Below are 24905 nucleotides of genomic sequence, written 5' to 3'. Positions count from 1 at the left end.
CGGGGAACGAATCGCCAGGCCTCGCCGTTTAGGCTGACGTCGACCCGATCCGGAGGTCGACCGCCCCGAAGGAGGCCCCACCGTGACTGACCCGGCCACGCCGCCGGCCGCAGCCGGCCCCGCCGGGCCGGCTCGCGCCTCCTCGGCCACCGTCGGCGACGCCCTCGAGGCCGCGGTCGCGGTCCTGGCCGGCCGTCGCGTCGCGGTGCTCACCGGTGCCGGCATCAGCACCGACTCCGGCATCCCCGACTACCGGGGAGCCGGGGCGCCTCCGCGCAACCCCATGACCTTCCAGCAGTTCCTCTCCAGCGAGCGGTACCGCAAGCGCTACTGGGCGGGGAGCCACGTCGGCTGGAAGACGTTCCGGGCGTCCGCGCCCAACGGCGGGCACCGGGCCCTCGCCGAGCTCGAGCGCGCCGGGGTCGTCAACGGCGTCGTCACCCAGAACGTCGACGCGCTGCACGAGCGCGCGGGGTCGCGACGCGTGGTCGACCTGCACGGCACCGTCGACCGCGTGCTCTGCCTCACCTGTGGCCAGTCGTTCGCCCGCGACACCGTCGCCGCCCGCCTCGCCGGCGACAACCCCTGGATCGACGAGCCCGAGAGCGTCCGCCTCGCCCCGGACGGCGACGTCGAGGTCGACGACATCGACGCCTTCGTCGTCCCCGCGTGCACCGTCTGCGGCGGCATGCTGAAGCCGGACGTCGTCTTCTTCGGGGAGTTCGTGCCCGTCGAGCGCTTCGCCGAGGCCCGGTCGCTCGTCGTCGGCGCCGAGGCGCTGCTGGTCGTGGGGTCGTCGCTCGTCGTCAACTCCGGCATCCGGCTGCTCGACCAGGCCACGCGCCGCAGGCTCCCCGTGGTGATCGTCAACCGGGGCGAGACGAAGGGCGACTCGCGGGCCGCCGTGAAGATCGACGCCGGGACGACCGAGACCCTGGCCGCCCTGGCCGAGCGCCTCGTGCCGGCGGCCCGCACCGCGGCGGCGACAGGCCCTGCCGGAGGAGCACGATGACCCTGCTCTACCTCGTCCGCCACGGCGAGACCGACTGGAACCGCGCCCGCCGCATCCAGGGCGCGACCGACATCCCGCTGAACGACCTCGGGCGTGCCCAGGCCGCCGAGGCGGGAGACCTGCTCGCCCGCCGGTCGTTCGACCGGGTCGTCGCGAGCCCCCTGTCGCGCGCCGCCGAGACCGGCTCGATCATCGCCGCCCGGCTCGGGCTGCCCGCGCCGGAGCTCGTCCCGGCCGTCGCCGAGCGCCGCTACGGCGACGCCGAGGGCCTGACCGGCAGCGAGGTCGAACGGCGCTTCCCCGCCGGCACGCCTGTCCCGGGTCGCGAGGGCCGTCGCGAGCTCCTGGCCCGGGTGCTGCCGGCCCTGGTCGAGATCGCCCGCTCTGCCGGCGACGTGGACGACGGTGGTGCGGCCGGCCGCGTCGTCGTCGCGACGCACGGTGCCGTCATCCGCGCCGTGGTGACGCACGTCGCGGGCGACGACGTCCTGCACCTCGGGACGCCCATCCGCAACGGCTCCGTCCACTCGTTCGAGCTGCTCGACGGCGCCCTGGTGCTCCGCGAGTTCGACGACCCGATCGAGGTCGAGTCCGAGCGCGCCGGCACGTCCTCCCTCGGCTGGCAGAACGCACTCGAGCGCCCCGCCGCCGACTAGTCGCTGCGGCTGCGGCTGCGCCTGCTCCGGCGGCGCGGCGCACCGCCGGTCGTCCGGAGCAGCTCGAGCAGCACCTCGGCCGAGGCCGCCCAGCTGAAGCGGGCCGCCTGCTGCACCGACGCGGCCGACCGTGCCGCCCACTCCCCCTCGAGACGGCGCACCGCCGCCGCGATCGACGAGGGCGACTCCGGGTCGAAGTACAGGGCCGCGTCGCCGCCGATCTCGCGGAAGATGGGGATGTCGCTGACGACGGCGGGAGTGCCGAGGGCCATGCCCTCGACGAGCGGGATGCCGAAGCCCTCCGCCCGGCTCGCCGTCACGACGGCGGTGGCGCCCAGCAGCACGTCGCGGTACTCCTCGTCGCTCGCCCCGTCGTGGAACACCAGCGAGCCCGCAGGGGCGAGGGCCGTCAGGGAGGCGCGTTCCCGGTCGGACACGCGGCTCATCAGGTGCAGTCGATGTCCGTCGAGCAGGGGCAGCGCCCTGGCGAGCGCGGCCACGTTCTTGTAGGGCATGAACGACCCCATGTAGACGAGGTCGCGGTGCTCGGGCGCCGTGCGGGGCCGTGCGTCGGCGACCGGGTCGGCCGCGTTCGAGACGACGGTGACGGGGCGCCGTGTGAGCCGGTGACGGGTCATCTCGTCGCGGGTCGTCCGGCTGACGGTGACGACCGCGTCGGCTCGGTCGAGCAACATCCGCTGGGGCCACCAGGCCAGGTGGTAGAGCCGCCAGAGCAGGCGCAGCGGCAGGGCGAACTCGGGCGGCGGCGTGCGGTTCGTGTAGTAGATGAGGTCGTGCAGGGTCAGCACGAGCCGGTGGCGGCGCCCCCACGAGCCCATCGTCTGCATGGGCGACCACACGACGTCGGGGCGGGCCGCCGCGACCTGCAGCGCGACGAGCGGCTCGCGCGGGCTCGTCGGGTCGCTGACGAGCAGGTGCGGCAGGTCGGGCAGCTTGTCGAGCTGGCGCAGGTCGGAGACGAGCATCGTCAGCTCCACCTCGTCGTCACCGCGGGCGAGCTCGGCGAGAGCGCCGACGACGCCGGCGGTGAACCGGCTGATGCCGTCGTGCCGCCCCGTGCGGACGTAGCGGCAGTCGATCGCGACCCTCACGCGACGAACCCCTGGATCGCGGCGGCCGCCTCCTGCGGCTTCTCGTAGTGGATCAGGTGCCCCACGCCGTCGATCACGGTGAGACGCGCGTCGGGGAACAGCGCCCGCAGCTCGTGCTGGGCGGGCAGCGCCGTGATGTCGTCGCGGTCGGCCGCGATCAGCAGCGTCGGCACGGCCACGCGCGCCGCGTAGCTGCTGACGTCGCTCGACACGGAGGCGCGGAACGCGTCGAGCACGACGCGCCGGTCCGCGAAGCGAGAGAAGTACGAGTCGTGCTGGTCGTGGATCCACCGCCGGAGGGCCCCGTCGCGGCTCTTGACCATCGCGAGGCTCGTGAACCGCACGACAGCCGCGTTCTGCAGCACGGACAGCCCCGCGGCCTCGGGGAGGGCAGCCCCGGCCCAGTAGTAGAAGACGGCGAGGCGGGTCACGACGCCACGAGGACCGGAGAGCGCCGGCGCGGCGATCGGGTTGACGAGCACGAGCCGGGAGGCGCGGAGCCCGTCCGCGAGGGCGGCGGAGGCGACGATCGACCCGAACGAGTGCCCGAGCACGACGACCGACTCGTCGATCCCGACGGCGGCCGCGAACGCGGTCAACCAGGCGGCGTAGGCGGCGACGCTGTGCTCGCCCACGAGAGGCGTCGACTCGCCGAAGCCCGGCAGGTCGGGCATGACGACCCGCACGCCCGTGAGGTGGGCGACGACCGGCTCGAGGCCGTGGTGGTCGCCACGGAAGCCGTGCACCGCGAGCACGACCGGGCTGTCGTCGTCGGTGCCCGGCGTGTCGTAGGTCCACCACGCGGTGTCGCTGCCAGCGACACGGACGACGTCCTCGCGCACCGCGACGGACTCGAGGAGGCGCCGGTACGGCGACGGGACACGGGGCTCTCTGACGATCACGGGCCGAGTCTACGGAGGCGGTCCTGGCGGAACGCGCGCGCTCGGCCGTCGGCCGTCCTAGAGTTGGCCGGGTGAGCTTCACTGCCCCCATCCAGCAGCCCGGTCTGACCCTCGATCCCGCATGGCACCGACGTGCCGTGTTCTACGAGGTGATGGTCCGCTCGTTCGTCGACAGCAACGGCGACGGCGCCGGCGACCTCCAGGGGCTGCTCTCGCGGCTCGACTACCTGCAGTGGCTCGGGGTCGACGCCCTGTGGCTCCCGCCGTTCTTCCAGTCGCCCCTGCGCGACGGCGGCTACGACATCGCCGACTACAAGGCGATCCTGCCGGAGTTCGGCACCCTCGACGAGTTCCGCGACCTCGTGACGAAGTCGCACGAGCGCAACATGCGCATCGTCATCGACATGGTGCTCAACCACACGTCGGACCAGCACGAGTGGTTCCAGCAGTCCCGCGAGGACCCCGAGGGCCCCTACGGCGACTTCTACGTCTGGCGCGACACCGACGAGGAGTACTCGAACATCCGCGTCATCTTCGTCGACACGGAAGAGTCGAACTGGACCTTCGACCCCGTGCGCCGCCAGTTCTTCTTCCACCGCTTCTTCTCGCACCAGCCCGATCTGAACTTCGAGAACCCGGCCGTTCAGGAGGCCGTCTTCGACGTCGTCCGGCACTGGCTCGACCTGGGCGTCGACGGCCTGCGGCTCGACGCCATCCCCTACCTCTTCGAGACGGAGGAGGGCAACGGCGAGGGCGAGCCCGCCACCCACGAGTTCATCAAGCGGCTCCGTCGCATGGTCGACGACGAGTTCCCCGGCCGCGTGCTCATCGCCGAGGCGAACCAGTGGCCCGCCGAGACGGCCGCCTTCTTCGGCACCGAGGAAGAGCCCGAGTGCCACATGGCCTTCGACTTCCCGGTCATGCCCCGCATCTTCTACTCGCTGAGGGCGCAGAACGGCTCCGAGCTGAAGCGCATCCTCTCCGAGACCACCGAGGTGCCGCCGGGCGCCGCCTGGGCCGTCTTCCTCCGCAACCACGACGAGCTGACGCTCGAGATGGTGAGCGAGGAGTACCGCCAGGCGATGTACGGCTGGTACGCCTACGACCCGCGGATGCGCTCGAACATCGGCATCCGCCGCCGCCTCGCTCCCCTGCTCGACAACTCCCGGGCGGAGCTCGAGCTCGTCCACGCCCTGCTGTTCGCGCTGCCCGGCAGCCCGTTCCTGTACTACGGCGACGAGATCGGCATGGGCGACAACATCTGGCTGCCCGACCGCGACTCGTCGCGCACGCCGATGCAGTGGACGCCCGACCGCAACGCCGGCTTCTCGACGGCCGACCCGGGCAAGCTGTTCCTGCCCGTCGTGCAGTCGCTCGTCTTCAACTACAACCTGGTCAACGTCGAGAGCCAGCTGGCCCAGTCGCGGTCGCTGCTGCACTGGGTGCGGAACGTCATCCACGTTCGCAAGGCGCACCCGGTGTTCGGGCTCGGCACCCTCGAGGTGGCCGAGACGGACCAGGAGTCGGTGCTCGCGTTCGTCCGGTCGTACGAGGGCGAGGGCACCCAGTTCGGCGCCTCCGCCGAGGACGTCCTCTGCGTGTTCTCGTTCGCGCACAACCCGTCCGCCGTCACCGTCACGGCACCGCACCTCGCGGGCCGGACGCTCTTCGACCTCTTCGGCGGGGCCCAGTTCCCGTCGTTCGACGACGAGGGCAAGGTCACCATCACGCTCGGCACGCAGCAGTTCTTCTGGCTGCACGTCGGCGACGTGCCCCCCGCGCCGGCTGCTGTCGGCGGCGCCTCCTAGGCTCTGAGGGTGAGCCAGACCGACCCTGCCGAGACCGTGCCGTCCACTCCTGTCCTCGACTCCCCCGCTGCGGCGGGTGACCTGCCGTCGGCGTGGTGGAAGGCACTCGGCGTGTTCGACCTGGAGACGACCGGCATCGACGTCGAGACGGCCCGGATCGTCACGGCTCACGTCGGCCTCATCGACGCGACGGGCGCGACGGTCGCGCACGGCGAGTGGCTGGCCGACCCCGGCGTCGAGATCCCCGAGCAGGCCAGCGCCGTGCACGGCATCTCGACGGAGCGCGCGCGGGCCGAGGGGCGGCCCGCCGCCGAGGTCGTGGCCGAGATCGTCGCCGCGGTCAGGGCGGTCTTCGCCCGTGGCGTGCCGCTCGTCGTCTACAACGCGCCCTACGACCTGACCCTCCTCGACCGCGAGGCGCGTCGGCACGGCATCGAGCCCCTCGGCGAGGTCGGCGAGATCGGCTGCGTCGTCGATCCGCTCGTCATCGACAAGGCCGTCGACCGCTTCCGCAAGGGCAAGCGCACCCTCGAGGCCGCCGCCGGCGTCTACGGCGTGGTCCTCGACGACGCGCACGACGCCGGTGCGGACGCCGTGGCTGCGGGTCGCGTCGCCCAGGCGATGGCCAAGCGGTACCCCGACCAGCTCGACGTGCCGACCACCGACCTGCACGACCTGCAGGTCGGCTGGTGCTCGACCCAGGCGGCGTCGTTCCAGGAGTACATGCGCCGCAAGGACCCGACGTTCACGACGTCCGGCGAGTGGCCGCACCGCTCGCTGCCCGCCTCCTGAGTCGGACGGCCTGGCCGCCTCCTGAGTTCAGACGGCCTGGCCGCCTCCCGCGGCGCCCGCGCAGACGACGAGAGGCGGTCCACCGAAGTGGACCGCCTCTCGCGGTGACCAGGGCACGTGCCCTGGTAGGTGCTGCCTACTTGCCGAAGTTCTTGTAGCGCGAGTTGAACTTCTCGACGCGACCGGCCGAGTCGAGGATGCGCTGCTTGCCCGTGTAGAACGGGTGCGACTCGGACGAGATCTCGACGTCGATGACCGGGTAGGTCTCCCCGTCCAGCTCGATGGTCTTGTCGCTCGTCGTCGTGGAGCGCGTGAGGAACGTGGCGCCCGATGCGAGGTCGCGGAAGACGATCTGCTTGTACTCGGGGTGGATGTCGGTCTTCATGAGAGTCCTAGGTCTAGCGGTGGATGGTGGTGTGAAGTTCGAGGAGGCGCTGCGCACGCATGCGCAGGACCAGCTGTCAACGATACCAGACGCGCGGCCCCGATCCGAGGAACGAACCGTCCGGCGACGTGGACCCGTCAGCGGGCGGCGCGAGCCGTGTAGCGGCCGCCCTCCGAGGTGACCTCGAGCTCGACGCCGAAGGTGGCGCCGAGGGTCTCGGCCGTCACGACCTCGTCGATCGGGCCGGCGGCCACGACGGAGCCGTGGTCGAGGAGGAGCGCGTGCGTGAAGCCGCGCGGGATCTCCTCGACGTGGTGGGTGACCATGACGATGGCGGGGGCGCCCTCGGACTGCGCGTAGCCGGACAGCATCCGCAGCAGCTCTTCTCGGGCCCCGAGGTCGAGGCTCGCGGCCGGCTCGTCGAGCAGCAGGAGCTCGGGGTCGGTCATGACCGCACGCGCGATCTGGACGCGCTTCTGCTCACCGTCGCTCAGCTCGCCGAAGGTGCGCTCCGACAGGTGGTCGAGGCTCCACTCGTCGAGCACGCGGTGGGCACGACGCACGTCGACGCCCTCGTACTCCTCGTTCCAGCGGCCGGTGACCGAGTAGGCGGCGGTGAGGACGACGTCGACGACCTTCTCCTTGGCCGGGATGCGCCGGGCGATCGTCGTCGAGGCGAAGCCGATGCGCGGGCGGAGGTCGAAGAGGTCGACGGAGCCCAGGTCGCCGCCGAGCACCTCGGCGGTGCCGGAGCTCGGGTGAGTCTGTGCCGCCGCCACCTGGAGGAGGGAGGACTTCCCGGCGCCGTTCGGCCCCAGCACGATCCACCGCTCGTCCGAGTCGACGGTCCAGGTCAGCGAGTCGACGACGGGGACGCCGCCGCGGACGAGGGAGACATCGGTCAGCTGCAGGACGGTAGGCATGCTCGACAGCCTATCGACGCAGGGAGCCGTAGACCTGGAGGGTGCGGTCAGCGATCCGCGTCCAGGAGAACTCGCTCTCGGCGCGCATCCGGCCCGCCCGCCCCATCAACCGGGCGAGCGCCGGGTCGGAGACGACCTCGGTGAGGATGCGAGCGAGGTCGGCGACGAACTGGTCGGGGTCGAGTGGAGTCCCCGTGCCGTCCTGCGCCTGCTCGAGCGGGACGATGCGGCCGGTGAGGCCGTCGGCCACGACCTCGGGGATCCCGCCGGTGTCCGACCCGACCACAGGCACGCCACAGGCCATGGCCTCGAGGTTGACGATGCCGAGCGGCTCGTAGACGGACGGGCAGACGAAGGTCGTGGCGGCGCTGAGGACGGCGCTGAGCTGGTGACGAGGCAGGATCTTCTCGATCCAGACGACGCCGGTCCGCTCCTCCTGCAGTTCGCGGACCAGGCCGCTCACCTCCGCCATGATCTCGGGGGTGTCGGGTGCGCCGGCGCAGAGCACCAGCTGGACGTCCGCGGGCAGCAGCTTGGCCGCGCGCAGCAGGTACGGCAGGCCCTTCTGGCGGGTGATGCGCCCGACGAAGACGACCGAGGGGCGATCGGGGTCGATGCCGAGCTCGCGCACCAGGTCGGCGTCGTCGACGCGCTGCCACGCCTCGAGGTCGATGCCGTTGTAGACGACGCTGACCTTCTGCTCGTCGATGCCGGGGTAGGAGCGCAGGATGTCGCGGCGCATCCCCTCGCTGACGGCGATCACGGCATCGGCCGTCTCGTAGGCCTGGCGCTCGATCCAGCTCGACACGCGGTAGCCGCCGCCGAGCTGCTCGGCCTTCCAGGGGCGGAGCGGCTCGAGGCTGTGCGCCGTGAGCACGTGCGGCACGTCGTGCAGCATCTGGGCGAGCTGGCCGGCCGCGTTCGCGTACCAGGTGTGGCTGTGCACGATGTCGGCGCCCGCCACGTCCTGGGCGATGCGGACGTCGGTGCCGAGGGTGCGGAGCGCACCGTTGACCTGGGCGAGCTCGGCCAGGTCCGGGTAGCCCGTCGTGTCGGGCTCGGGGTCCACGTCGCCGAAGGCCCGGACCTGCACCTCGATCGACTGCCTCAGCGCCTTCGCGAGCTCGACGACGTGGACGCCGGCGCCTCCGTAGACGTTCGGCGGATATTCCTTGGTGATGACATCGACTCGCACGAGCATCACCGTAGTCGTGCACCGGAGAAACGTGCCATTCTGGCCCCATGGCATCAAAGAAGATCTTCGGCATCGTCCTGGCCGGGGGCGAGGGCAAGCGCCTCATGCCCCTGACCGCTGACCGGGCGAAGCCCGCCGTCCCGTTCGGCGGCAACTACCGCCTCATCGACTTCGCGCTCTCGAACCTCATCAACTCGGGCCTGCGTCAGATCGTCGTGCTGACGCAGTACAAGTCGCACAGCCTCGACCGCCACGTCTCGCAGACCTGGTCGATCGAGGGGCTGCTCGGCGCGTACGTCGCCTCCGTGCCCGCACAGCAGCGCCTCGGCAAGCGCTGGTTCGCCGGCAGTGCCGACGCCATCCTCCAGAGCCTCAACCTGCTCCGCGACGAGAAGCCCGACATCGTCGTCGTGGTCGGCGCGGACCACGTCTACCGGATGGACTTCGAGCAGATGGTGGAGGCGCACATCGCCTCGGGCGCCGGCGTCACCGTCGCGGCCATCCGCCAGCCGATCTCGCTGGCCGACCAGTTCGGCGTCATCGAGGTGGACCCCGACGACCCGACGCGCATCGGCCGGTTCCTGGAGAAGCCGAAGGATGCCACGGGACTGCCCGACTCCCCCGACGAGATCCTCGCGTCCATGGGCAACTACGTGTTCGACGCCGACGTGCTCATCGACGCGGTGCTCCGCGACGGCGAGAAGGCCGACTCGGACCACGACATGGGCGGCGACATCGTCCCCGACTTCGTGTCCCGCGGCGACGCTGCCGTCTACGACCTGAACCGCAACGAGGTGCCCGGCTCGACCGAGCGCGACCGCTACTACTGGCGCGACGTCGGCACCATCGACTCGTTCTACGACGCGCACCGCGACCTGATCTCGGCCCTGCCGATCTTCAACCTCTACAACACCGACTGGCCGATCTTCAGCCAGCAGCTCAACTCCCCGCCGGCCAAGTTCGTCCGCGACGGACTGGGCAACCTCGGCACGACCATCGACTCGGTGGTCTCGCTCGGATCGCTCCTCTCCGGCGCGCACGTCGAGCGCAGCGTCCTCGGTCCGTGGTGCACCCTCGACTCCGGCTCGCGCGTCGTCGACTCGATCGTCTTCGAGCGGGCCCACATCGGGCCGAACGCGACCGTGAACAGGGCCATCCTCGACAAGGACGTGGTCATCGCCGAGGGGGCCTCCGTCGGCGTCGACGCCGAGGCTGACCGCGCCAGGGGCTTCACGGTGACGCCCTCGGGCATCACGGTCGTCGGCAAGGGCGTCCGCGTCGACCAGTAGCCCCTGTCCCGCCGCCGACGGCGCCGCCGCCTCGTCCACCTCGTGACGAAGGATGACGGCGCCGTCCGGCCGTCCGGCGGCCGGACACTAGGGTGATCGCGTGCCCCGCTTCCTGACCGTCCTCGACGTCGACTCCACGCTCATCGAGGACGAGGTCATCGAGCTCCTCGCCGACGCCGCAGGTGCGCGGGACGAGGTCGCCGCCATCACCGAGCGCGCGATGGCCGGCGAACTCGACTTCGCCGAGAGCCTGCACGCGCGCGTCGCGACCCTGGCGGGGCTGCCCTCGACGGTGTTCGCCGAGGCCGCGTCCCGGATCCGCCTCACGGCCGGCGTGCCCGAGCTGGTCGCCGGCCTGCACGCCCACGGCAGCGTGATCGGCGTCGTCTCGGGCGGGTTCCACGAGGTGCTCGACCCGATCGCGGAGAGCCTCGGGCTCGACTTCTGGCGCGCCAACCGGCTCGAGGTCGTCGACGGCGCCCTGACCGGGCGGGTCGACGGTCCGGTCGTCGACGCCGCGGGCAAGGCCGCCGCACTCCGCGAGTGGGCCGAGGAGGCGAGGGTCGCCCCTGCCCACACGGTCGCGGTCGGCGACGGGGCGAACGACCTGCTGATGATGGACGCCGCGGCGCTCTCGGTGGCGTTCAACGCCAAGCCCCGGGTGCGCGACCACGCGGACCTGGTCGTGACGCACTGCGACCTGTCGCAGGTCCTGCCGCTGCTCGGCCTCCGCGGCTGAGCAGGCGGTCCGGGCCTGGGCCCGGGCCTGGCGACGCGTCGCTCGGCGACGTCGCGGTGCAGTGAGGCCGCTGTGGCCCTAGTGGCCCATCCCGAGGCCGCCGTCGACCGGCACGACCGCGCCGGAGATGTAGCCGGCGTCGTCGCTCGCGAGCCACGCGATCGCCTTGGCGACCTCCGAGGCCGTGCCGAAGCGTCGCGCGGGGATGCTCTTCTTGTAGTCGGCCTGCTGCTCGTCGGGCAGGACGGCCGTCATGTCGGTCTCCACGAACCCCGGGGCGACGACGTTGGCGGTGATGCCGCGGGCGCCCACCTCCCTCGTCAACGACCGCGCGAAGCCCACCAGGGCCGCCTTCGACGCCGAGTAGTTCGCCTGGCCGGCGCCGCCGAGCAGGCCGACGACGCTCGAGACCAGGACGATGCGACCGAACCGGGCCTTGAGCATGCCCTTGGAAGCGCGCTTGACGACGCGGAACGCCCCGCCGAGGTTCGTGTCGACGACCGAGGTGAAGTCCTCCTCGGTCATGCGCATGAGCAGGCCGTCCTTCGTGATGCCCGCGTTGGCGACGACGACCTCGACCGGGCCGAGCTCGGCCTCGACGGCGGTGAAGGCGGCGTCGACGCTCGCGGCGTCGGTCACGTCGGCGACGACCGTGAAGCTGCCCTCGGGGCCCTGGCCGCTGCGTGCGGTGACGGCGACGCGGTGGCCCTGGGCGACGAACTCCTCGGCGATCGCGAAGCCGATCCCTCGGTTGCCGCCGGTGACGAGGACGGTGCGGGGGGTGGTCATGATGGTGCTCCTCGGTGTGGGCGTCAGGGGTGCTCGGGTCCGTGGACCGCGTGCCAGCCTACTGTCGGACGCCGGGATTACGATCTAGTCAACCGCCGACCCTCGGCGTCCCGAGCCCGTGAGGCCATGAAGACATCCACCCCGATCACCACGCTCCCCCCGTCGCCCGCCGACGATCGCCATGCCCGCATGCGTCGGTACCTGCTGGCCACGGGCATCCGCATCGTCTGCATCATCTTCTGCTTCGTCATCCCGCTCAGCTGGTGGACGCTCATCCCCGTCTTCGGTGCCGTCGTCATCCCGTACGTGGCCGTGGTGCTGGCCAACGTCGGCCACGAGAGCGGTCAGGACGTCGAGCGGCCCGGGGGCCTCGAGGTCTACCGGGGGCCTCAGCAGCCGTGGACTCCCCCGGCCCCCCACGACCCGGACGACGACCCCGTCGTCGGCTCGGACGGAGTGCCCCGGTGATGCTCGGCCTCGGGCAGCAGGGCCCTGGCGACGTGCAGTGCTCCCGGTCAGGGTGCACTGCAGCCGCCGTGCACGCGGTCAACTGGCGCAACCCCAAGATCCACGGCCTCGAACGCGTCAAGGTCTGGTCCGCCTGCGACGAGCACGTCGGCTACCTCGCCGAGTTCCTCCGGGCCCGTGACTTCCCGGTCGTCCTGACGCCTGCGGGCGAGACGGTCGACCGGGTCGAGCAGGAGGCGCGTTGAGCGCCCCGCAGGCGTCGGAGGCTCGCCCGGCCACCGCCTCCAAGTGGCTGGGCTACCTCGCCGTCGTGGTGGTCTTCGCGGTCATCTGCGGCCTCCTCGCCCATTGGCAGTGGAGTCGTCACGAAGAGAAGATGGCGGTCGTCCACCAGCTCGAGCAGCGGTACGACGCCGCTCCGATCCCCCTGCAGGAGGCGGTGCCCGAGCTGGGCTCGTACGACCCCGCCCTCGAGTGGCAGCCCGTCTCGATGACCGGTCGCTACCTCGTCGACGAGGAGCTGCTCGTCCGCAACCGCCCCCTGAACGGCCAGCCCGGCTTCGACGTGCTCGTGCCGTTCCAGGTGAGCGGCGGCGACGTCTTCGTGATCGACCGCGGCTGGGTCCCGACCGGGAACGACCAGGACGCTCCCGACGTCGTCCCCGCCCCGCCGACCGGCGAGGTCACCGTGACCGCACGGCTCAAGCCGGGCGAGCCCGCGCTCGGCGACCGGACCGGCGTCCCCGGCACGAACCAGATCGCCACGATCCAGCTCAGCGAGGTGCAGAAGCGGGTCGACGGCCAGATCTACGACGCGAGCTACGGCCTGCTCGCCTCAGAGGACCCGACCCCCGCGACCGCTCCCGTGAAGGCCAGCGCGCCGGAGATCGACACCGGCCTCAACCTGTCGTACTTCGTGCAGTGGATCATGTTCGCGGTCGGCGCGTTCGGGTTCCTGTTCTACGTGTTCCGGCAAGAGAGGCGGAACAAGCTGCTGGACGCCGCCGACGACGAGACCCCGGAGGAAGCGGCCGAGCGCGAGCGTCGGCGTGCGTCGCGTCCCCGTGCGGATCACGAAGAGGAAGACGAGCTGCTCGACGCCGCCGGGCGCTGAGGTCGTCAGCGCCCGGTCGGCGTCGGGGCGGACGCCCCCGGTGACGCCGGACGGTCTCAGGCCAGGTTGATCAAGTCGGAGTAGTCCGGGGTCCAGTGGTCCTCGGTTCCCTCGGGCATGATGAGGACGCGCTCGGGGTTCAGCGCCTCGACGGCGCCCTCGTCGTGGCTCACGAGCACGACGGCGCCCTCGTAGTTCGCCAGGGCGTCGAGGATCTCGAGGCGGCTGGCGGGGTCGAGGTTGTTCGTGGGCTCGTCGAGCAGCAGCACGTTCGCGCCCGAGACGACGATCATCGCCAGCGCGAGGCGGGTCTTCTCTCCACCGGAGAGCACACCGGCAGGCTTGGCCGAGTCGTCTCCCGTGAACAGGAACGAGCCGAGCACGCGCCGCGCCTCCATCTCGGTGATGTTCGGCGAGGACGACACCATGTTCTCGAGGACGCTGCGCTTGACGTCGATCGTCTCGTGCTCCTGGGCGTAGTAGCCCACGCGCAGGCCGTGCCCGGGTTCCAGCTGGCCGGTGTCGGGCTCGTCGACGCTCGCCAGGATGCGCAGCAGGGTGGTCTTGCCGGCACCGTTCAGGCCGAGGATGACGACCTTCGAGCCCCGGTCGATGGCGAGGTCGACGGCGGTGAAGATCTCGAGCGAGCCGTAGCTCTTCGACAGGTTCGAGGCCATCAGGGGCGTCTTGCCGCAGGCGACCGGGGTGGGGAACCGCAGCTTGGCGACGCGGTCGACGGCGCGGACCTCCTCGAGGCCGGAGAGCAGCTTCTCGGCTCGGGCGACCATCTGGTGGGCCGCGGCGGCCTTCGAGGCCTTCGCACCGAAGCGCGCGGCCTGCTTCTGCAGCGCCGACGCCTGCTTCTCGGCGTTGCTGCGCTCCTTCTTGCGACGTTCCTCGTCGGCGGCGCGCTGGCGCTGGTAGTTGCGCCAGCCCATGTTGTAGATGTCGATGGCCTGGCGGTTGGCGTCGAGGTAGAAGACGCGGTTCACGACCTCCTCGACCAGCTCGATGTCGTGGCTGATCACGATGACGCCGCCCTGGTAGGTCTTGAGGTACTCGCGCAGCCACACGACGCTGTCGGCGTCGAGGTGGTTGGTGGGCTCGTCGAGGATCATCGTGTCCGCGGCCGAGAACAGGATGCGCGCGAGCTCGATGCGTCGGCGCTGACCGCCCGACAGCGTCGAGAGGGGCTGGTCGAGGATGCGGTCGGGCAGGCTCAGGTTGCTGGCGATGGAGGCGGCCTCGGCCTCGGCGGCGTAGCCCCCGAGGGCGTTGAACTGGTCGTCGAGGTCGCCGTACCGCTTCATGGCCCGCGCTGCGACGTCCGGGTCGGGATCGCCCATCGCGAGGGTCGCCTCCTGGATGCCCAGCAGCAGCTGCCCGAGCCCGCGGGCGTCGAGGATCCTCGTGCGGGCGAGGTCTTCCGGGTTGCCGCTGCGAGGGTCCTGCGGCAGGTAGCCGATCTCGCCGTGACGGTCGATCTTGCCGCCCGTCGGGAGGGTCTCGCCGGCGAGCGTCTTGGTCATGGTGGTCTTGCCGGCGCCGTTGCGGCCGACCAGACCGATCTTGTCGCCCTTGTCGACGCGGAAGCTCACGTCGGCCATGAGCAGACGCGCGCCGACGCGGATCTCGAGATCGTGCACGGAAAGCACAGCAGAAGTCCAATCGATTGGGGAGATGTCCACAACGGGGCCCGGCGTGGGGCCGCCTCTAGGATGAGGACGTCGCGTGGAGAGGGGTCGCAGCACTGCGCTGCCGACCAGCCGCTCGGCCGATCAACCTACCCATACTAGGAGACTTGCATGACTGACACCGCCGCATCGATCTCGCGGCCGGTCCTCGCCGACCGGCTGGTGGCCCGCAGCTGGGCCACCGACGTCGCCCTGGTGCTCGGCGGGGTCGCCTTCACGTCGGCCCTCGCGCAGGTGCAGGTGCCCATGTGGCCCGTGCCGATCACCGGTCAGACCCTGGCCGTGATGCTCGTCGGCGCCACGCTGGGGGCCCGACGCGGCGCCCTGTCGATGCTCACGTACCTCGTCCTCGGCGTCGCCGGGCTGCCGATCTTCGCCGAGTTCTCCGGCGGTCCGCTCAGCGTGCTGCGTCCGAGCTTCGGCTTCATCCTCGGCTTCGTCCCGGCAGCGCTCGTCATCGGCTGGCTCTCGCAGCGCGACTGGGACAAGAAGTGGGCCCTGTCCGCCGCCGCGTTCTTCCTCGCCAGCCTGATCCCGTTCGCCACGGGACTCCCCTACATGGCGGTCGTGCTGAACTCGCTCGGCATCGACGCGTCGCTCGGCAGCGTCCTGGCGCTCGGCGTGTACCCGTTCATCGTGGGCGGGGTCGCGAAGTGGCTGATCGCCGCGTCGGCCCTGCCGCTCGCCTGGCGCGCGCTCGGGCGTCTCGGCAAGTAGGAGCGCCGCTCGCTCAGCGGGCGCGCACACGAAGGACGCCCCCGGTCATCGACCGGGGGCGTCCTTCGTGTGCGGGGTGGATCAGATCGAGAAGCCGATGGCACGCATCATGTCGCGGCCGTCGTCGGTGATCCGGTCGGGGCCCCACGGCGGCATCCACACCCAGTTGATGCGGAAGGCGTCGACCACGCCGTCGAGGGCGTTGGCCGTGTCGGCCTCGATCACGTCGGTGAGCGGGCAGCCAGCCGACGTCAACGTCATGCTGATGATGAGGGCGTTCTCGTGCTCCTCGTCCATGGCGAGGTCGTAGATGAGGCCGAGGTCGACGATGTTGACCCCGAGCTCGGGGTCGACGACCTCCTTGAGAGCCTCGATCGTGGCGTCGAACTTCTCCGGGGCGAGGGCGACGGCCATGGTCAGCTGACCGCCGGCGTCGTCGCGGCCGCCGCGGCGGCCGCAGCGGACACGTAGCGGTCGTAGCCCTCGTCCTCGAGACGGTCGGCCAGCTCGGGGCCGCCCTGCTCGGCGACGTGGCCGTCGACGAAGACGTGGACGAAGTCGGGCTTGATGTACCGGAGGATCCGCGTGTAGTGCGTGATCATCAGCAGGCCGAGGCCCGTGTTGGCCTTGGCGCGGTTGACGCCCTCGGAGACGATCTTGAGGGCGTCGACGTCGAGACCGGAATCGGTCTCGTCGAGCACGGCGAACTTCGGTTTCAGCAGCTCGAGCTGCATGATCTCGTGACGCTTCTTCTCGCCGCCCGAGAAGCCCTCGTTGACGTTGCGCTCGGCGAACGAGGCGTCCATCTTGAGGTCGCTCATGTGGGTGCGGAGGTCCTTGATCCAGGTACGGATCGCGGGAGCCTCGCCGTCCAGGGCGGTCTTGGCGGTGCGCAGGAAGTTCGCGACCGTCACGCCGGGGATCTCGACCGGGTACTGCATGGCCAGGAAGAGACCGGCCTTGGCTCGCTCGTCGACCGACATGTCGAGGACCTCGCGACCGTCGAGCAGGATGCTGCCGCCGTCGACGTTGTAGCGGGGGTGACCGGCGATCGTGTAGGCGAGGGTGGACTTGCCGGAGCCGTTCGGGCCCATGACGGCGTGGATCTCGCCCTCGTTGATGGTGAGGTCGACGCCCTTGAGGATGGGCTTGACGCCCTGGTCGGTGTCGATGCTGACCTTGAGGTCGCGGATCTCGAGAGTGGACATGCGTTCTTTTCCTTACTGTGCGACGTCGGCGGACGACGCGGTGGTGTCGACGTACACGTCACCGTCGACGACGGTGACACGGAAGACCGGTACGGGTTCGTAGGCAGGGAGTGTGAGCGGCTTGCCGGACGTCAGCTCGAACTTGGAGCCGTGCGCCCAGCACTCGAGCGTGTCGTCCTCGACGAAGCCCTCGGAGAGCGAGATGTCGCCGTGGGTGCAGGTGTCGCCGATCGCGTGGATGTCGCCCGAGCTGTCCTTGACGACGGCGACGGCGACTCCGTCGACGACGACGCGCATCGCCTGGGCCGGCGTGACGTCGTCGACGCCGCAGACCTTGACCCCGGCCATCAGGCGGCGCCGCCTGCCGTCGGGAGGCCCTCACCTGCGGTGAGCTCGACCTCGAGTGCGTCGATGAGACGTTCCTGCAGCTCGGGCTCGCCGATCTTCTGCACGACCTCGCTGAGGAACCCGAGGACGACGAGCCGACGTGCCTCGTGCTCCGAGATGCCGCGCGACTGCAGGTAGAAGAGGTGCTCGTCGTCGAACCGACCGGTGGCGCTGGCGTGGCCGGCCCCGGCGATGTCGCCCGTCTCGATCTCCAGGTTCGGGATCGAGTCAGCCCGCGTGCCCTCGCTGAGGACGAGGTTGCGGTTCTGCTCGTAGCTGTCGGTCCCGGGTGCGGTGCGGGCGATCAACACGTCGCCGATCCAGACCGTGCGGGCGCCCACGCCCTGCAGCGCGCCCTTGTAGTTGACGCGGCTGCGGCTGTTGGGGGCGTCGTGGTGCACGTAGACCTGCTGCTCGAGGTGCTGGCCCGCGTCGGCGAAGTAGACGCCGTAGAGCTCGGTGTCCGAGCCCTGCCCGGCCAGATGGGCCGAGGGATTGACGCGCACGATCGAGCCGCCGAGCGAGACGACGAAGTGCTTGAGCTGGGCGTCGCGACCGATGGTCGCGAAGTGGCTCGCCAGGTGGATCGCGTCGTCGTCCCACTCCTGCAGGCTGACGACGGTCAGGTGCGCCCCGTCGTCGACGACGATCTCGACGTTCTCGACCAGCTGCGCCGAGCCCGTGTTGCGGAGCACGACCAGCGAGCGGGTGTTCGCGGTCGCGTGGATGACGGTGTGGCCGGCACGCGGCTCGCGGTCGAGGCCGCTCCGACCGATCGTGACCGTGGACGGCTCGTCGCCGGTCAGGGTCACGACGAGGACCTTCTCGGTCGAGGCCCAGGCGTTCGCCGAGGCCTTGTCCTCCGGCGCGCCGGCACGCCCCACGCGGGCGTCGGCCCGGTCGAGCCACTCGACGGCCGCCCCGCCGGTCTCCCGGGCGAGGTACGCGTACGGCGAGCCGTCGAGCGGTCCGTCGATGAGCGGGCGGAGGCGGTCGACGGGACTGAGCTTCCAGTCGACCTCGCGGCCGGTGACGGCCGCGAAGGCTGCAGGGTCGGTGGAGCGGAAGCGGCCAGAACGGGTCTGGACGGGCACGAGGCCCCATCCGCCGTCGCTGTGCGCCCCTGCGCCGTGCTGGACGCCCTCGGGCGCGGTGTCTGTGGTGGTGGGTGCTGCGGCGGACATCTAGCCGACTGATCCTTCCATGCTCATCTCGATGAGCTTGTTGAGCTCGAGGGCGTACTCCATCGGCAGCTCCCGGGCGATCGGCTCGATGAACCCGCGCACGATCATGGCCATTGCCTCGTCCTCCGCCATGCCTCGCGACATGAGGTAGAAGAGCTGTTCCTCGCTGACCCGGGACACCGTCGCCTCGTGGCCGAGCTGCACGTCGTCGACGCGGATGTCGATCGCCGGGTAGGTGTCGGACCGCGAGATGGTGTCGACCAGCAGCGCGTCGCAGCGCACCGTGTTGGCGGAGTGGTGTGCCGCGTCGTCGACGCGGACCTCACCGCGGTACCCGGCGCGGCCGCCGCCCCGGGCGATCGACTTGGAGACGATCGACGACGTCGTGTAGGGCGCCATGTGGATCATCTTCGCGCCGGCGTCCTGGTGCTGGCCGGGACCCGCGAAGGCGACGGACAGGGTCTCGCCCTTGGCGTGCTCGCCGACGAGGTAGATCGAGGGGTACTTCATCGTCACCTTGGAGCCGATGTTGCCGTCGATCCACTCCATGGTCGCGCCCTCGTGGGCGATGGCGCGCTTGGTCACCAGGTTGTAGACGTTGTTCGACCAGTTCTGGATCGTGGTGTACCGAACGCGGGCGTTCTTCTTCACGATGATCTCGACGACGGCCGAGTGCAGCGAGTCGCTCTTGTAGATCGGCGCCGTGCAGCCCTCGATGTAGTGGACGTAGCTGCCCTCGTCGGCGATGATCAGCGTCCGCTCGAACTGGCCCATGTTCTCGGTGTTGATGCGGAAGTAGGCCTGCAGCGGGATCTCGACCCGGACGCCCTTCGGCACGTAGACGAACGAGCCGCCCGACCAGACGGCCGTGTTCAAGGCGGCGAACTTGTTGTCGCCGGCCGGGATCACCGTGCCGAAGTACTCCTGGAAGATCTCGGGGTGCTCGCGGAGGGCCGTGTCGGTGTCCATGAAGATGACGCCCTGCTCCTCCAGGTCCTCGCGGATCTGGTGGTAGACGACCTCGGACTCGTACTGGGCGGCGACGCCCGCGACGAGGCGGTTGCGCTCCGCCTCGGGGATGCCGAGCTTCTCGTACGTGTTCTTGATGTCGTCGGGGAGTTCCTCCCACGTCGTCGCCTGCTTCTCGGTGGAGCGGACGAAGTACTTGATGTTGTCGAAGTCGATGCCGGAGAGGTCGGCGCCCCAGGTCGGCATGGGCTTCCGCTCGAAGAGCGCCAGGCCCTTGAGCCGGTTCTTGAGCATCCACTCCGGTTCGCTCTTCAGCGCCGAGATGTCGGTCACCACCTCGGGCGACACTCCACGGCGCGCGGAGGCGCCCGCTGCGTCGGAGTCGGACCAGCCGAACTCGTACTGCCCCAGGCTCTCGAGCTCTGGTCGGTCGATCAACACGTCTGACATGACTACCTCTTTCTCTGCTGGGCCGAACGTGGGTCGGGTCGTGACCATTCCCCGTCGGATGGGGGCCCAGCTGCTCGCGCTGCGAGACGGACTCCCGGTCGAGCTCCGACGGCTGCCTGCGTGGAGCGGAGGCGGAGCCAGCGTTGCTTAGACTGATGTGAGGTCCGCGTACCGCTTCTGCGGATCCCACGGCCCTCGGGCGTCGTCGTCGACGCTCGTGTCGGGTGTGTCCCTGAACTCATCGACTCTACAGGGCAGAGCGGCGGATGTGACGAAAGGCAGCAACTCGTGAGCAACGCACAGGTGACCCGGCCCGGACCCGTGACGCGCCTCTGGCGGTGGCTGCCGACGACGACCGACCGCCGCGTCCGGTTCATCGCCTGGGCCTCGCTGGTCTGCCAGGTCCTGCTGATCGGCACCGGAGGCGCGGTGCGGCTGACCGGGTCCGGCCTCGGCTGCCCGACGTGGCCTCGCTGCACCGCCGACTCGTTCGTCAGCACGCCCGAGATGGGGATCCACGGGGTGATCGAGTTCGGCAACCGCCTCCTCACCTTCGTCCTCACGGCAGTCGTCGTGCTGGCCTTCCTCTTCGTCCTCCGCATGCGCAAGCAGCGTCGTGAGCTGTTCTGGCTCACCTTCGCCCAGGGGATGAGCATCCCGCTCCAGGCCGTGCTGGGCGGCATCACCGTCCTGACGGGCCTGAACCCGTACATCGTCGGGGCGCACTTCCTCGTCTCGATCGCGCTGGTCGCCCTGTCCACGGTCCTCGTCTGGCGGGTGCTCCGCGGCCCGCGGGGTCACCACGCGGCGACTCCCCCGGCCTACGCCAGGCTCGTCCACGTCCTGTCCGGCGTCGTCCTCCTGACCGTGGTCGTGGGCGTCCTCACCACCGGCTCCGGACCGCACGCCGGCGACGCCGCCACTCCCCGCAACGGCCTCGACCCGGCCGTGATGGACCACGTGCACAGCTGGCCCGCCTACGCCACCCTCGCGCTGACCCTCGCGGTCGTCGTCTGGACCCTCCGGACGGGTCTCCCGCGCCGGTTCCCCCTCGCCCTCCTCGGCGTCGAGCTCGTCCAGATCGCGGTGGGCATCGCCCAGGCGCGGACGGGCCTGCCGCCGCTCCTCGTCGGCTCGCACATGGTGCTGGCGGCGCTCTTGGTGGCTGCGACGACCGCGCTCGTCCTCTCCCTGCGTGAGGACCAGAGCCCGTCCGAGGCTCAGCTGACCGTCGACTCCGCGGAGTCCGTCCGCGTCTGAGCGGGCCGGTCGGCCGGAGCCTCGAGCGCGTCCGATGCGTCGGGCCCGTCCGGCGCGTCCCGCCGCATGATCACGTCGACGCCGTCGTCCTCGACCGGGACGAAGCCGTGCCGGAGGTACAGGCGCGCCGCCCGGCTGCCCGTCAGCACGTCCAGCAGCACGGGCCGCGACCCGAGCGAGGCGAGCGCCTCCCGGAGCAGGCGCGTGCCGATTCCCCGGCCCCGCGCCTCCTCGGCCAGGTAGAAATGGCGCAGCCAGACGTCGTCGCCCTCCGGGTGCACCGCGAGGCAGCCGAGGAGGCGCCCCCGACCTCGACCACGCGGGTCTCGGTCGGCACGAACTCGCGCTCGAAGCGCGCACGGTTGTACGGCGGACGCCAGACGCCTGCCCGCCTCAGGTCGGGCTCGAGGGCGGCGAGCTTCAGGTCGGCGAGGGCGTCGACGTCGTCGGGTCGCCCCTCACGGACGGTCCAGTCGAGGACGTCCTCGGCGCCGGCGCTCACCGGACGCCTCAGAACGGCAGCAGCGGATCGATGCCGACGGCGATGAAGAGCAGCGTCAGGTAGGTGATGGAGCTGTGGAACACGCGCATCGGACGGACCTCGGCGACGTGCTGGATCGCACGGCTGTACAGGCGGTGCGACTCCCACACGAACCAGGTGCCGCTCGCCAGGGCGACGACCGTGTAGAGCACGCCCATGTGGGCGACGGGGACGAGCAGCAGCGAGCACGCGACGGTGGCCCACGCGTAGAGGATCACCTGGAGGCCGACGGACGACCGGCCGCGGACGACGGCGAGCATGGGCACCGACGCGGCGGCGTAGTCGTCCCGGTACTTCATCGACAGAGGCCAGTAGTGCGGCGGCGTCCAGAGGAAGATCACCATGAAGAGGATGACCGGAGGCCAGCTGAGGTCGTTCGTGACGGCGGCCCAGCCGATCAGGACGGGCATGCACCCGGCGATGCCGCCCCAGACGATGTTCTGGGGCGTGCGGCGCTTGAGCCACAGCGTGTAGACGAGCACGTAGAAGAGGATCGCGCCGAGCGACAGGGCGGCCGAGAGGAGGTTGACCGTGAGGGCCAGCCAGACGATGGAGGCGAGGCCCACGATCCAGGAGAACGCCAGCGCCTCCCGGTCGGTCACCTCTCCGGTGACGAGCGGCCGGCCCTGCGTCCGCTTCATGATGCGGTCGATGTCGCGGTCGATGTAGCAGTTGAACGCGGAGGCCGAGCCGGCGCTGAGCGCCCCGCCGATGAGGGTGGCCGCGACGAGCCAGAGGTTCGGGACGCCGCCCTGGGCGAGGAACATGGTCGGGGCCGTGGTGACGAGCAGCAGCTCCATCACGCGGGGCTTCGTGAGCGCGACGTAGGCGCCAGCCTTGCGACGGATGCCCCGGGGTCCGGTGGTGGGGCGGGTGTCGATGGCTGCGGTCATGGGTCCCTCTGACGAGATGTACGGTTCGGCGCGGAGAGTCTAGGCGAACCAGCGAGTCTAGGCGATGACCGGCGACGCTGACGGCGTAACGGACCGCTCCCTGCGGGCGGAGCGAGCCCTTTCGTCCCTATACTTGCAGGTGCTTGCCAGTCGCACGCCCGCACGGCGACGGAATCCTCGACATCGAACCATCGGCTCCCTGTCGCGCGACCTCCGGTCCGTGCCCGAGCGGCCGCAGCCGACGACGTCTCGGCAGGCGCATGTCAGCGCGGGAGCGAATCGACCCCGCGCAGTTCGCAACAAGAAGGGTCATCTCCAAGTGGCAGATCTGCAGTGGGAATCCATTGACAACAAGGCCGTCGACACGGTCCGCGTCCTCGCGGCCGACTCGGTCGAGAAGGTCGGGAACGGCCACCCGGGGACGGCGATGAGCCTCGCGCCCGCCGCGTACCTCCTCTTCCAGAAGGTCATGCGTCGTGACCCCAGCGACAGCGAGTGGATCGGCCGCGACCGCTTCGTCCTCTCGGTCGGGCACAGCTCGCTGACCCAGTACGTCCAGTTCTACCTCGGCGGCTACGGCCTCGAGCTCGACGACCTCAAGGCGCTGCGCACCTGGGGCTCGAAGACGCCCGGCCACCCCGAGTACGGCCACACCGACGGCGTCGAGATCACCACCGGTCCCCTCGGCCAGGGGCTCGCCTCCGCCGTGGGCATGGCCTACGCCGCCCGCTTCGAGCGCGGCCTGTTCGACCCCGAGGCCGCCGTCGGCACCTCGCCGTTCGACCACTTCGTCTACGTCATCGCCGGCGACGGCGACCTGCAGGAGGGCGTCACCAGCGAGGCGTCCTCGCTCGCCGGTCACCAGCAGCTCGGCAACCTCGTCGTGATCTACGACTCCAACCAGATCTCGATCGAGGACGACACCAACATCGCCTTCACCGAGGACGTCCACGCGCGCTACGAGGCGTACGACTGGCAGGTCCAGGTCGTCGACTGGAAGAAGACGGGCGAGTACGTCGAGGACGTCGCCGCCCTCAACGACGCGATCGAGGCCGCCAAGGCCGAGACGAGCAAGCCCTCGCTGATCATCCTCAAGACGATCATCGGCTGGCCCTCGCCCAAGAAGCAGAACTCCGGCAAGATCCACGGCTCGGCGCTCGGCGCCGAAGAGCTGGCGGGCCTCAAGGAGGTGCTCGGCTTCGACCCCGAGAAGACCTTTGACGTCGACCCCGAGGTCCTCGAGCACACCCGCAAGGCCGTCGAGCGCGGCCAGGCACAGCACGCCGAGTGGCGCACGTCGTTCGACGAGTGGGCGTCGGCCAACCCCGACAAGAAGACCCTCCTCGACCGCGTCCTCAAGGGCGAGTTGCCCGAGGGCCTCGACGAGGCGCTGCCGGTCTTCCCGGCCGACAAGGAGGTCTCGACCCGAGCCGCCTCCGGCAAGGTCATCAACGCCATCGCCGGCGTCGTCCCCGAGTTCTGGGGCGGCTCCGCCGACCTCGCCGAGTCGAACCTCACGACCATCAACGGCGGCGGTTCCTTCGTGCCGACCGAGTGGTCGACGCACGAGTGGCAGGGCAACCCCTACGGTCGCGTGCTGCACTTCGGCATCCGCGAGCACGCCATGGGCTCGATCATGAACGGCATCGCCCTGCACGGCAACACGCGAGTGTTCGGCGGCACGTTCCTCATCTTCAGCGACTACATGCGACCCGCCGTGCGTCTGGCCGCGCTGATGAAGTCGCCGGTCACGTACGTGTGGACCCACGACTCCGTCGCGCTCGGCGAGGACGGCCCCACGCACCAGCCGGTCGAGCAGCTCGCCGCCCTCCGCGCGATCCCCGACTTCGCCGTGGTGCGCCCCGCCGACGCCAACGAGACCGCCTGGGCCTGGAAGACCATCCTCGACCGCTTCGACGGCCCGGCCGGCCTGGCGCTCAGCCGTCAGAACCTGCCCGTCTTCGAGCGCGGCGACGGCGACGCCGAGGGCGACGTCTTCGCGTCGGCGAAGAACGTCGCGAAGGGCGCCTACGTCCTCGCCGAGGCTCCCGGCGGCACGCCCGACGTGATCCTGATCGCCACGGGCTCCGAGGTGCAGATCGCCGTCGAGGCCCGTGAGGTCCTGCGCGGCGAGGGCATCAACGCCCGCGTCGTGTCGGCTCCCAGCCTCGAGTGGTTCGACGAGCAGAGCGCCGAGTACAAGGAGGCGGTCCTCCCGGCCGCCGTCAAGGCCCGCGTCTCGATCGAGGCAGGCGTCGCGCTCCCGTGGCGCGGCATCGTCGGCGACGCCGGACGCAGCATCTCCATCGAGCACTTCGGCGCCTCCGCCGACTACAAGACGCTCTACCGCGAGTTCGGCATCACCACCGAAGCCGCCGTGGCCGCCGTCAAGGACTCGCTGGCCGCTCTCTGAGCGCC

At 70.6% G+C, this 24905-nt stretch carries 26 protein-coding genes; 12 read left to right on the top strand and 14 right to left on the bottom strand.

The genetic code is table 11. From position 1 onward, the window contains the following. Nucleotides 1–82 precede the first annotated feature (82 nt). Entirely contained in the window at nt 83–1012 is a 930-nt protein-coding gene (locus ACZZ97_RS06920; RefSeq protein WP_463472668.1) for an NAD-dependent protein deacetylase, read from the top strand. Next, nucleotides 1009–1668: a histidine phosphatase family protein gene (locus ACZZ97_RS06915; protein WP_314101353.1), complete on the top strand. Its 660-nt coding sequence runs from the start codon at nt 1009–1011 to the stop codon at nt 1666–1668. Before ACZZ97_RS06920 ends, ACZZ97_RS06915 begins: the two co-directional genes overlap by 4 nt. On the opposite strand, the gene ACZZ97_RS06910 is transcribed toward ACZZ97_RS06915, so the two are convergent. Both ACZZ97_RS06910 and ACZZ97_RS06905 read right to left on the bottom strand, forming a co-directional pair. Next, complete coding sequence (locus tag ACZZ97_RS06910; RefSeq protein ID WP_463472667.1) at nt 1665–2780, bottom strand: glycosyltransferase family 4 protein; 1116 nt, start codon at nt 2778–2780, stop codon at nt 1665–1667. The genes ACZZ97_RS06915 and ACZZ97_RS06910 overlap by 4 nt on opposite strands. Continuing rightward, nucleotides 2777–3682: an alpha/beta fold hydrolase gene (locus ACZZ97_RS06905; RefSeq protein WP_463472666.1), complete on the bottom strand. Its 906-nt coding sequence runs from the start codon at nt 3680–3682 to the stop codon at nt 2777–2779. The genes ACZZ97_RS06910 and ACZZ97_RS06905 overlap by 4 nt, the downstream gene beginning before the upstream one ends. Nucleotides 3683–3753: 71 nt before the next feature. On the opposite strand from ACZZ97_RS06905, the gene treS reads away from it, so the two are divergent. Both treS and ACZZ97_RS06895 read left to right on the top strand, forming a co-directional pair. Then, nucleotides 3754–5490, top strand: a complete 1737-nt coding sequence (gene treS / locus ACZZ97_RS06900; RefSeq protein ID WP_463472665.1) for a maltose alpha-D-glucosyltransferase — start codon at nt 3754–3756, stop codon at nt 5488–5490. An 81-nt stretch (nt 5491–5571) separates the two neighbouring features. After that, nucleotides 5572–6282, top strand: a complete 711-nt coding sequence (locus tag ACZZ97_RS06895; protein WP_233569040.1) for a 3'-5' exonuclease — start codon at nt 5572–5574, stop codon at nt 6280–6282. A 136-nt stretch (nt 6283–6418) separates the two neighbouring features. Here ACZZ97_RS06895 and ACZZ97_RS06890 read toward each other — a convergent pair whose 3' ends face one another. From ACZZ97_RS06890 to glgA, 3 genes are all read right to left on the bottom strand, one after another. Next, nucleotides 6419–6667, bottom strand: coding sequence for a type B 50S ribosomal protein L31 (locus ACZZ97_RS06890; RefSeq protein WP_043594989.1), 249 nt, complete (start codon nt 6665–6667; stop codon nt 6419–6421). 137 nt (nt 6668–6804) lie between these two features. Continuing rightward, complete coding sequence (locus ACZZ97_RS06885; RefSeq protein WP_463472664.1) at nt 6805–7590, bottom strand: ABC transporter ATP-binding protein; 786 nt, start codon at nt 7588–7590, stop codon at nt 6805–6807. Nucleotides 7591–7600: 10 nt separating this feature from the next. Further along, nucleotides 7601–8785 (bottom strand): glycogen synthase, encoded by a 1185-nt coding sequence (gene glgA / locus ACZZ97_RS06880; protein ID WP_314101340.1) that lies wholly within the window; start codon nt 8783–8785, stop codon nt 7601–7603. Nucleotides 8786–8832: 47 nt separating this feature from the next. On the opposite strand from glgA, the gene ACZZ97_RS06875 reads away from it, so the two are divergent. Together ACZZ97_RS06875 and serB are read left to right on the top strand one after the other, a co-directional pair. Then, nucleotides 8833–10074, top strand: a complete 1242-nt coding sequence (locus ACZZ97_RS06875; protein WP_146900896.1) for a glucose-1-phosphate adenylyltransferase — start codon at nt 8833–8835, stop codon at nt 10072–10074. A 100-nt stretch (nt 10075–10174) separates the two neighbouring features. Beyond that, entirely contained in the window at nt 10175–10813 is a 639-nt protein-coding gene (gene serB / locus ACZZ97_RS06870; protein WP_314101337.1) for a phosphoserine phosphatase SerB, read from the top strand. 78 nt (nt 10814–10891) lie between these two features. Here serB and fabG read toward each other — a convergent pair whose 3' ends face one another. Further along, nucleotides 10892–11602, bottom strand: coding sequence for a 3-oxoacyl-ACP reductase FabG (fabG, locus tag ACZZ97_RS06865; RefSeq protein WP_463472663.1), 711 nt, complete (start codon nt 11600–11602; stop codon nt 10892–10894). Nucleotides 11603–11728: 126 nt separating this feature from the next. On the opposite strand from fabG, the gene ACZZ97_RS06860 reads away from it, so the two are divergent. The 3 genes from ACZZ97_RS06860 to ACZZ97_RS06850 all read left to right on the top strand — a co-directional run bounded on the left by ACZZ97_RS06860 (nt 11729) and on the right by ACZZ97_RS06850 (nt 13184). Further along, on the top strand, nt 11729–12070 hold the full coding sequence (locus ACZZ97_RS06860; RefSeq protein WP_314101334.1) for a DUF3099 domain-containing protein: 342 nt from the start codon (nt 11729–11731) through the stop codon (nt 12068–12070). A 68-nt stretch (nt 12071–12138) separates the two neighbouring features. Continuing rightward, the gene (locus ACZZ97_RS06855; RefSeq protein ID WP_399540006.1) at nt 12139–12315 is read left to right on the top strand and encodes a hypothetical protein; all 177 of its coding nucleotides are present in this window, start codon (nt 12139–12141) and stop codon (nt 12313–12315) included. Next, nucleotides 12312–13184, top strand: coding sequence for an SURF1 family cytochrome oxidase biogenesis protein (locus ACZZ97_RS06850; RefSeq protein WP_463472662.1), 873 nt, complete (start codon nt 12312–12314; stop codon nt 13182–13184). Before ACZZ97_RS06855 ends, ACZZ97_RS06850 begins: the two co-directional genes overlap by 4 nt. Before the next feature lie 56 nt (nt 13185–13240). On the opposite strand, the gene ACZZ97_RS06845 is transcribed toward ACZZ97_RS06850, so the two are convergent. Next, entirely contained in the window at nt 13241–14839 is a 1599-nt protein-coding gene (locus tag ACZZ97_RS06845) for an ABC-F family ATP-binding cassette domain-containing protein (protein WP_123545786.1), read from the bottom strand. Between the two features lie 150 nt (nt 14840–14989). Here ACZZ97_RS06845 and ACZZ97_RS06840 point away from each other — a divergent pair, with 150 nt between their 5' ends. Further along, nucleotides 14990–15595, top strand: a complete 606-nt coding sequence (locus tag ACZZ97_RS06840) for a biotin transporter BioY (RefSeq protein ID WP_194612137.1) — start codon at nt 14990–14992, stop codon at nt 15593–15595. An 81-nt stretch (nt 15596–15676) separates the two neighbouring features. On the opposite strand, the gene ACZZ97_RS06835 is transcribed toward ACZZ97_RS06840, so the two are convergent. The 5 genes from ACZZ97_RS06835 to sufB are packed head-to-tail and all read right to left on the bottom strand — an operon-like array spanning nt 15677 to nt 19793. Further along, nucleotides 15677–16009 carry a metal-sulfur cluster assembly factor gene (locus tag ACZZ97_RS06835; protein ID WP_146900878.1) on the bottom strand — a complete coding sequence of 111 codons (333 nt, stop codon included), beginning with the start codon at nt 16007–16009 and terminating at the stop codon, nt 15677–15679. Between the two features lie 2 nt (nt 16010–16011). Next, nucleotides 16012–16803, bottom strand: a complete 792-nt coding sequence (gene sufC / locus ACZZ97_RS06830; RefSeq protein WP_314101325.1) for a Fe-S cluster assembly ATPase SufC — start codon at nt 16801–16803, stop codon at nt 16012–16014. Between the two features lie 12 nt (nt 16804–16815). Beyond that, nucleotides 16816–17151, bottom strand: a complete 336-nt coding sequence (locus tag ACZZ97_RS06825; RefSeq protein WP_463472661.1) for a non-heme iron oxygenase ferredoxin subunit — start codon at nt 17149–17151, stop codon at nt 16816–16818. Beyond that, entirely contained in the window at nt 17151–18374 is a 1224-nt protein-coding gene (gene sufD / locus ACZZ97_RS06820; protein WP_463472660.1) for a Fe-S cluster assembly protein SufD, read from the bottom strand. The genes ACZZ97_RS06825 and sufD overlap by 1 nt, the downstream gene beginning before the upstream one ends. Continuing rightward, nucleotides 18375–19793, bottom strand: coding sequence for a Fe-S cluster assembly protein SufB (gene sufB / locus ACZZ97_RS06815; RefSeq protein ID WP_146900868.1), 1419 nt, complete (start codon nt 19791–19793; stop codon nt 18375–18377). It abuts the gene before it with no gap. 288 nt (nt 19794–20081) lie between these two features. Here sufB and ACZZ97_RS06810 point away from each other — a divergent pair, with 288 nt between their 5' ends. Beyond that, nucleotides 20082–21053, top strand: coding sequence for a COX15/CtaA family protein (locus tag ACZZ97_RS06810; protein ID WP_223269379.1), 972 nt, complete (start codon nt 20082–20084; stop codon nt 21051–21053). On the opposite strand, the gene ACZZ97_RS06805 is transcribed toward ACZZ97_RS06810, so the two are convergent. Both ACZZ97_RS06805 and ACZZ97_RS06800 read right to left on the bottom strand, forming a co-directional pair. Next, entirely contained in the window at nt 21014–21433 is a 420-nt protein-coding gene (locus ACZZ97_RS06805; protein WP_463473772.1) for a GNAT family N-acetyltransferase, read from the bottom strand. The genes ACZZ97_RS06810 and ACZZ97_RS06805 overlap by 40 nt on opposite strands. 130 nt (nt 21434–21563) lie before the next feature. Continuing rightward, a complete protein-coding gene (locus ACZZ97_RS06800; RefSeq protein WP_314101313.1) occupies nt 21564–22487 on the bottom strand; it encodes a heme o synthase in 924 nt (307 codons plus the stop codon). A 319-nt stretch (nt 22488–22806) separates the two neighbouring features. Here ACZZ97_RS06800 and tkt point away from each other — a divergent pair, with 319 nt between their 5' ends. Then, nucleotides 22807–24900 (top strand): transketolase, encoded by a 2094-nt coding sequence (tkt, locus tag ACZZ97_RS06795; RefSeq protein WP_463472659.1) that lies wholly within the window; start codon nt 22807–22809, stop codon nt 24898–24900. Nucleotides 24901–24905: the final 5 nt, after the last annotated feature.

The organism is Frigoribacterium sp. AC512 (assembly GCF_979258295.1).
This window is presented reverse-complemented; position numbering and strand designations above follow the sequence as displayed.

Coding starts and splice junctions, on each gene's coding strand:
- ACZZ97_RS06915 (WP_314101353.1), top strand. CDS start 1,009: ATGACCCTGCTCTACCTCGTCCGCCACGGCGAGACCGACTGGAACCGC.
- ACZZ97_RS06890 (WP_043594989.1), bottom strand. CDS start 6,667: ATGAAGACCGACATCCACCCCGAGTACAAGCAGATCGTCTTCCGCGAC.
- ACZZ97_RS06885 (WP_463472664.1), bottom strand. CDS start 7,590: ATGCCTACCGTCCTGCAGCTGACCGATGTCTCCCTCGTCCGCGGCGGC.
- ACZZ97_RS06875 (WP_146900896.1), top strand. CDS start 8,833: ATGGCATCAAAGAAGATCTTCGGCATCGTCCTGGCCGGGGGCGAGGGC.
- fabG (WP_463472663.1), bottom strand. CDS start 11,602: ATGACCACCCCCCGCACCGTCCTCGTCACCGGCGGCAACCGAGGGATC.
- ACZZ97_RS06860 (WP_314101334.1), top strand. CDS start 11,729: ATGAAGACATCCACCCCGATCACCACGCTCCCCCCGTCGCCCGCCGAC.
- ACZZ97_RS06840 (WP_194612137.1), top strand. CDS start 14,990: ATGACTGACACCGCCGCATCGATCTCGCGGCCGGTCCTCGCCGACCGG.
- ACZZ97_RS06835 (WP_146900878.1), bottom strand. CDS start 16,009: ATGGCCGTCGCCCTCGCCCCGGAGAAGTTCGACGCCACGATCGAGGCT.
- sufC (WP_314101325.1), bottom strand. CDS start 16,803: ATGTCCACTCTCGAGATCCGCGACCTCAAGGTCAGCATCGACACCGAC.
- ACZZ97_RS06825 (WP_463472661.1), bottom strand. CDS start 17,151: ATGGCCGGGGTCAAGGTCTGCGGCGTCGACGACGTCACGCCGGCCCAG.
- sufD (WP_463472660.1), bottom strand. CDS start 18,374: ATGTCCGCCGCAGCACCCACCACCACAGACACCGCGCCCGAGGGCGTC.
- sufB (WP_146900868.1), bottom strand. CDS start 19,793: ATGTCAGACGTGTTGATCGACCGACCAGAGCTCGAGAGCCTGGGGCAG.
- ACZZ97_RS06800 (WP_314101313.1), bottom strand. CDS start 22,487: ATGACCGCAGCCATCGACACCCGCCCCACCACCGGACCCCGGGGCATC.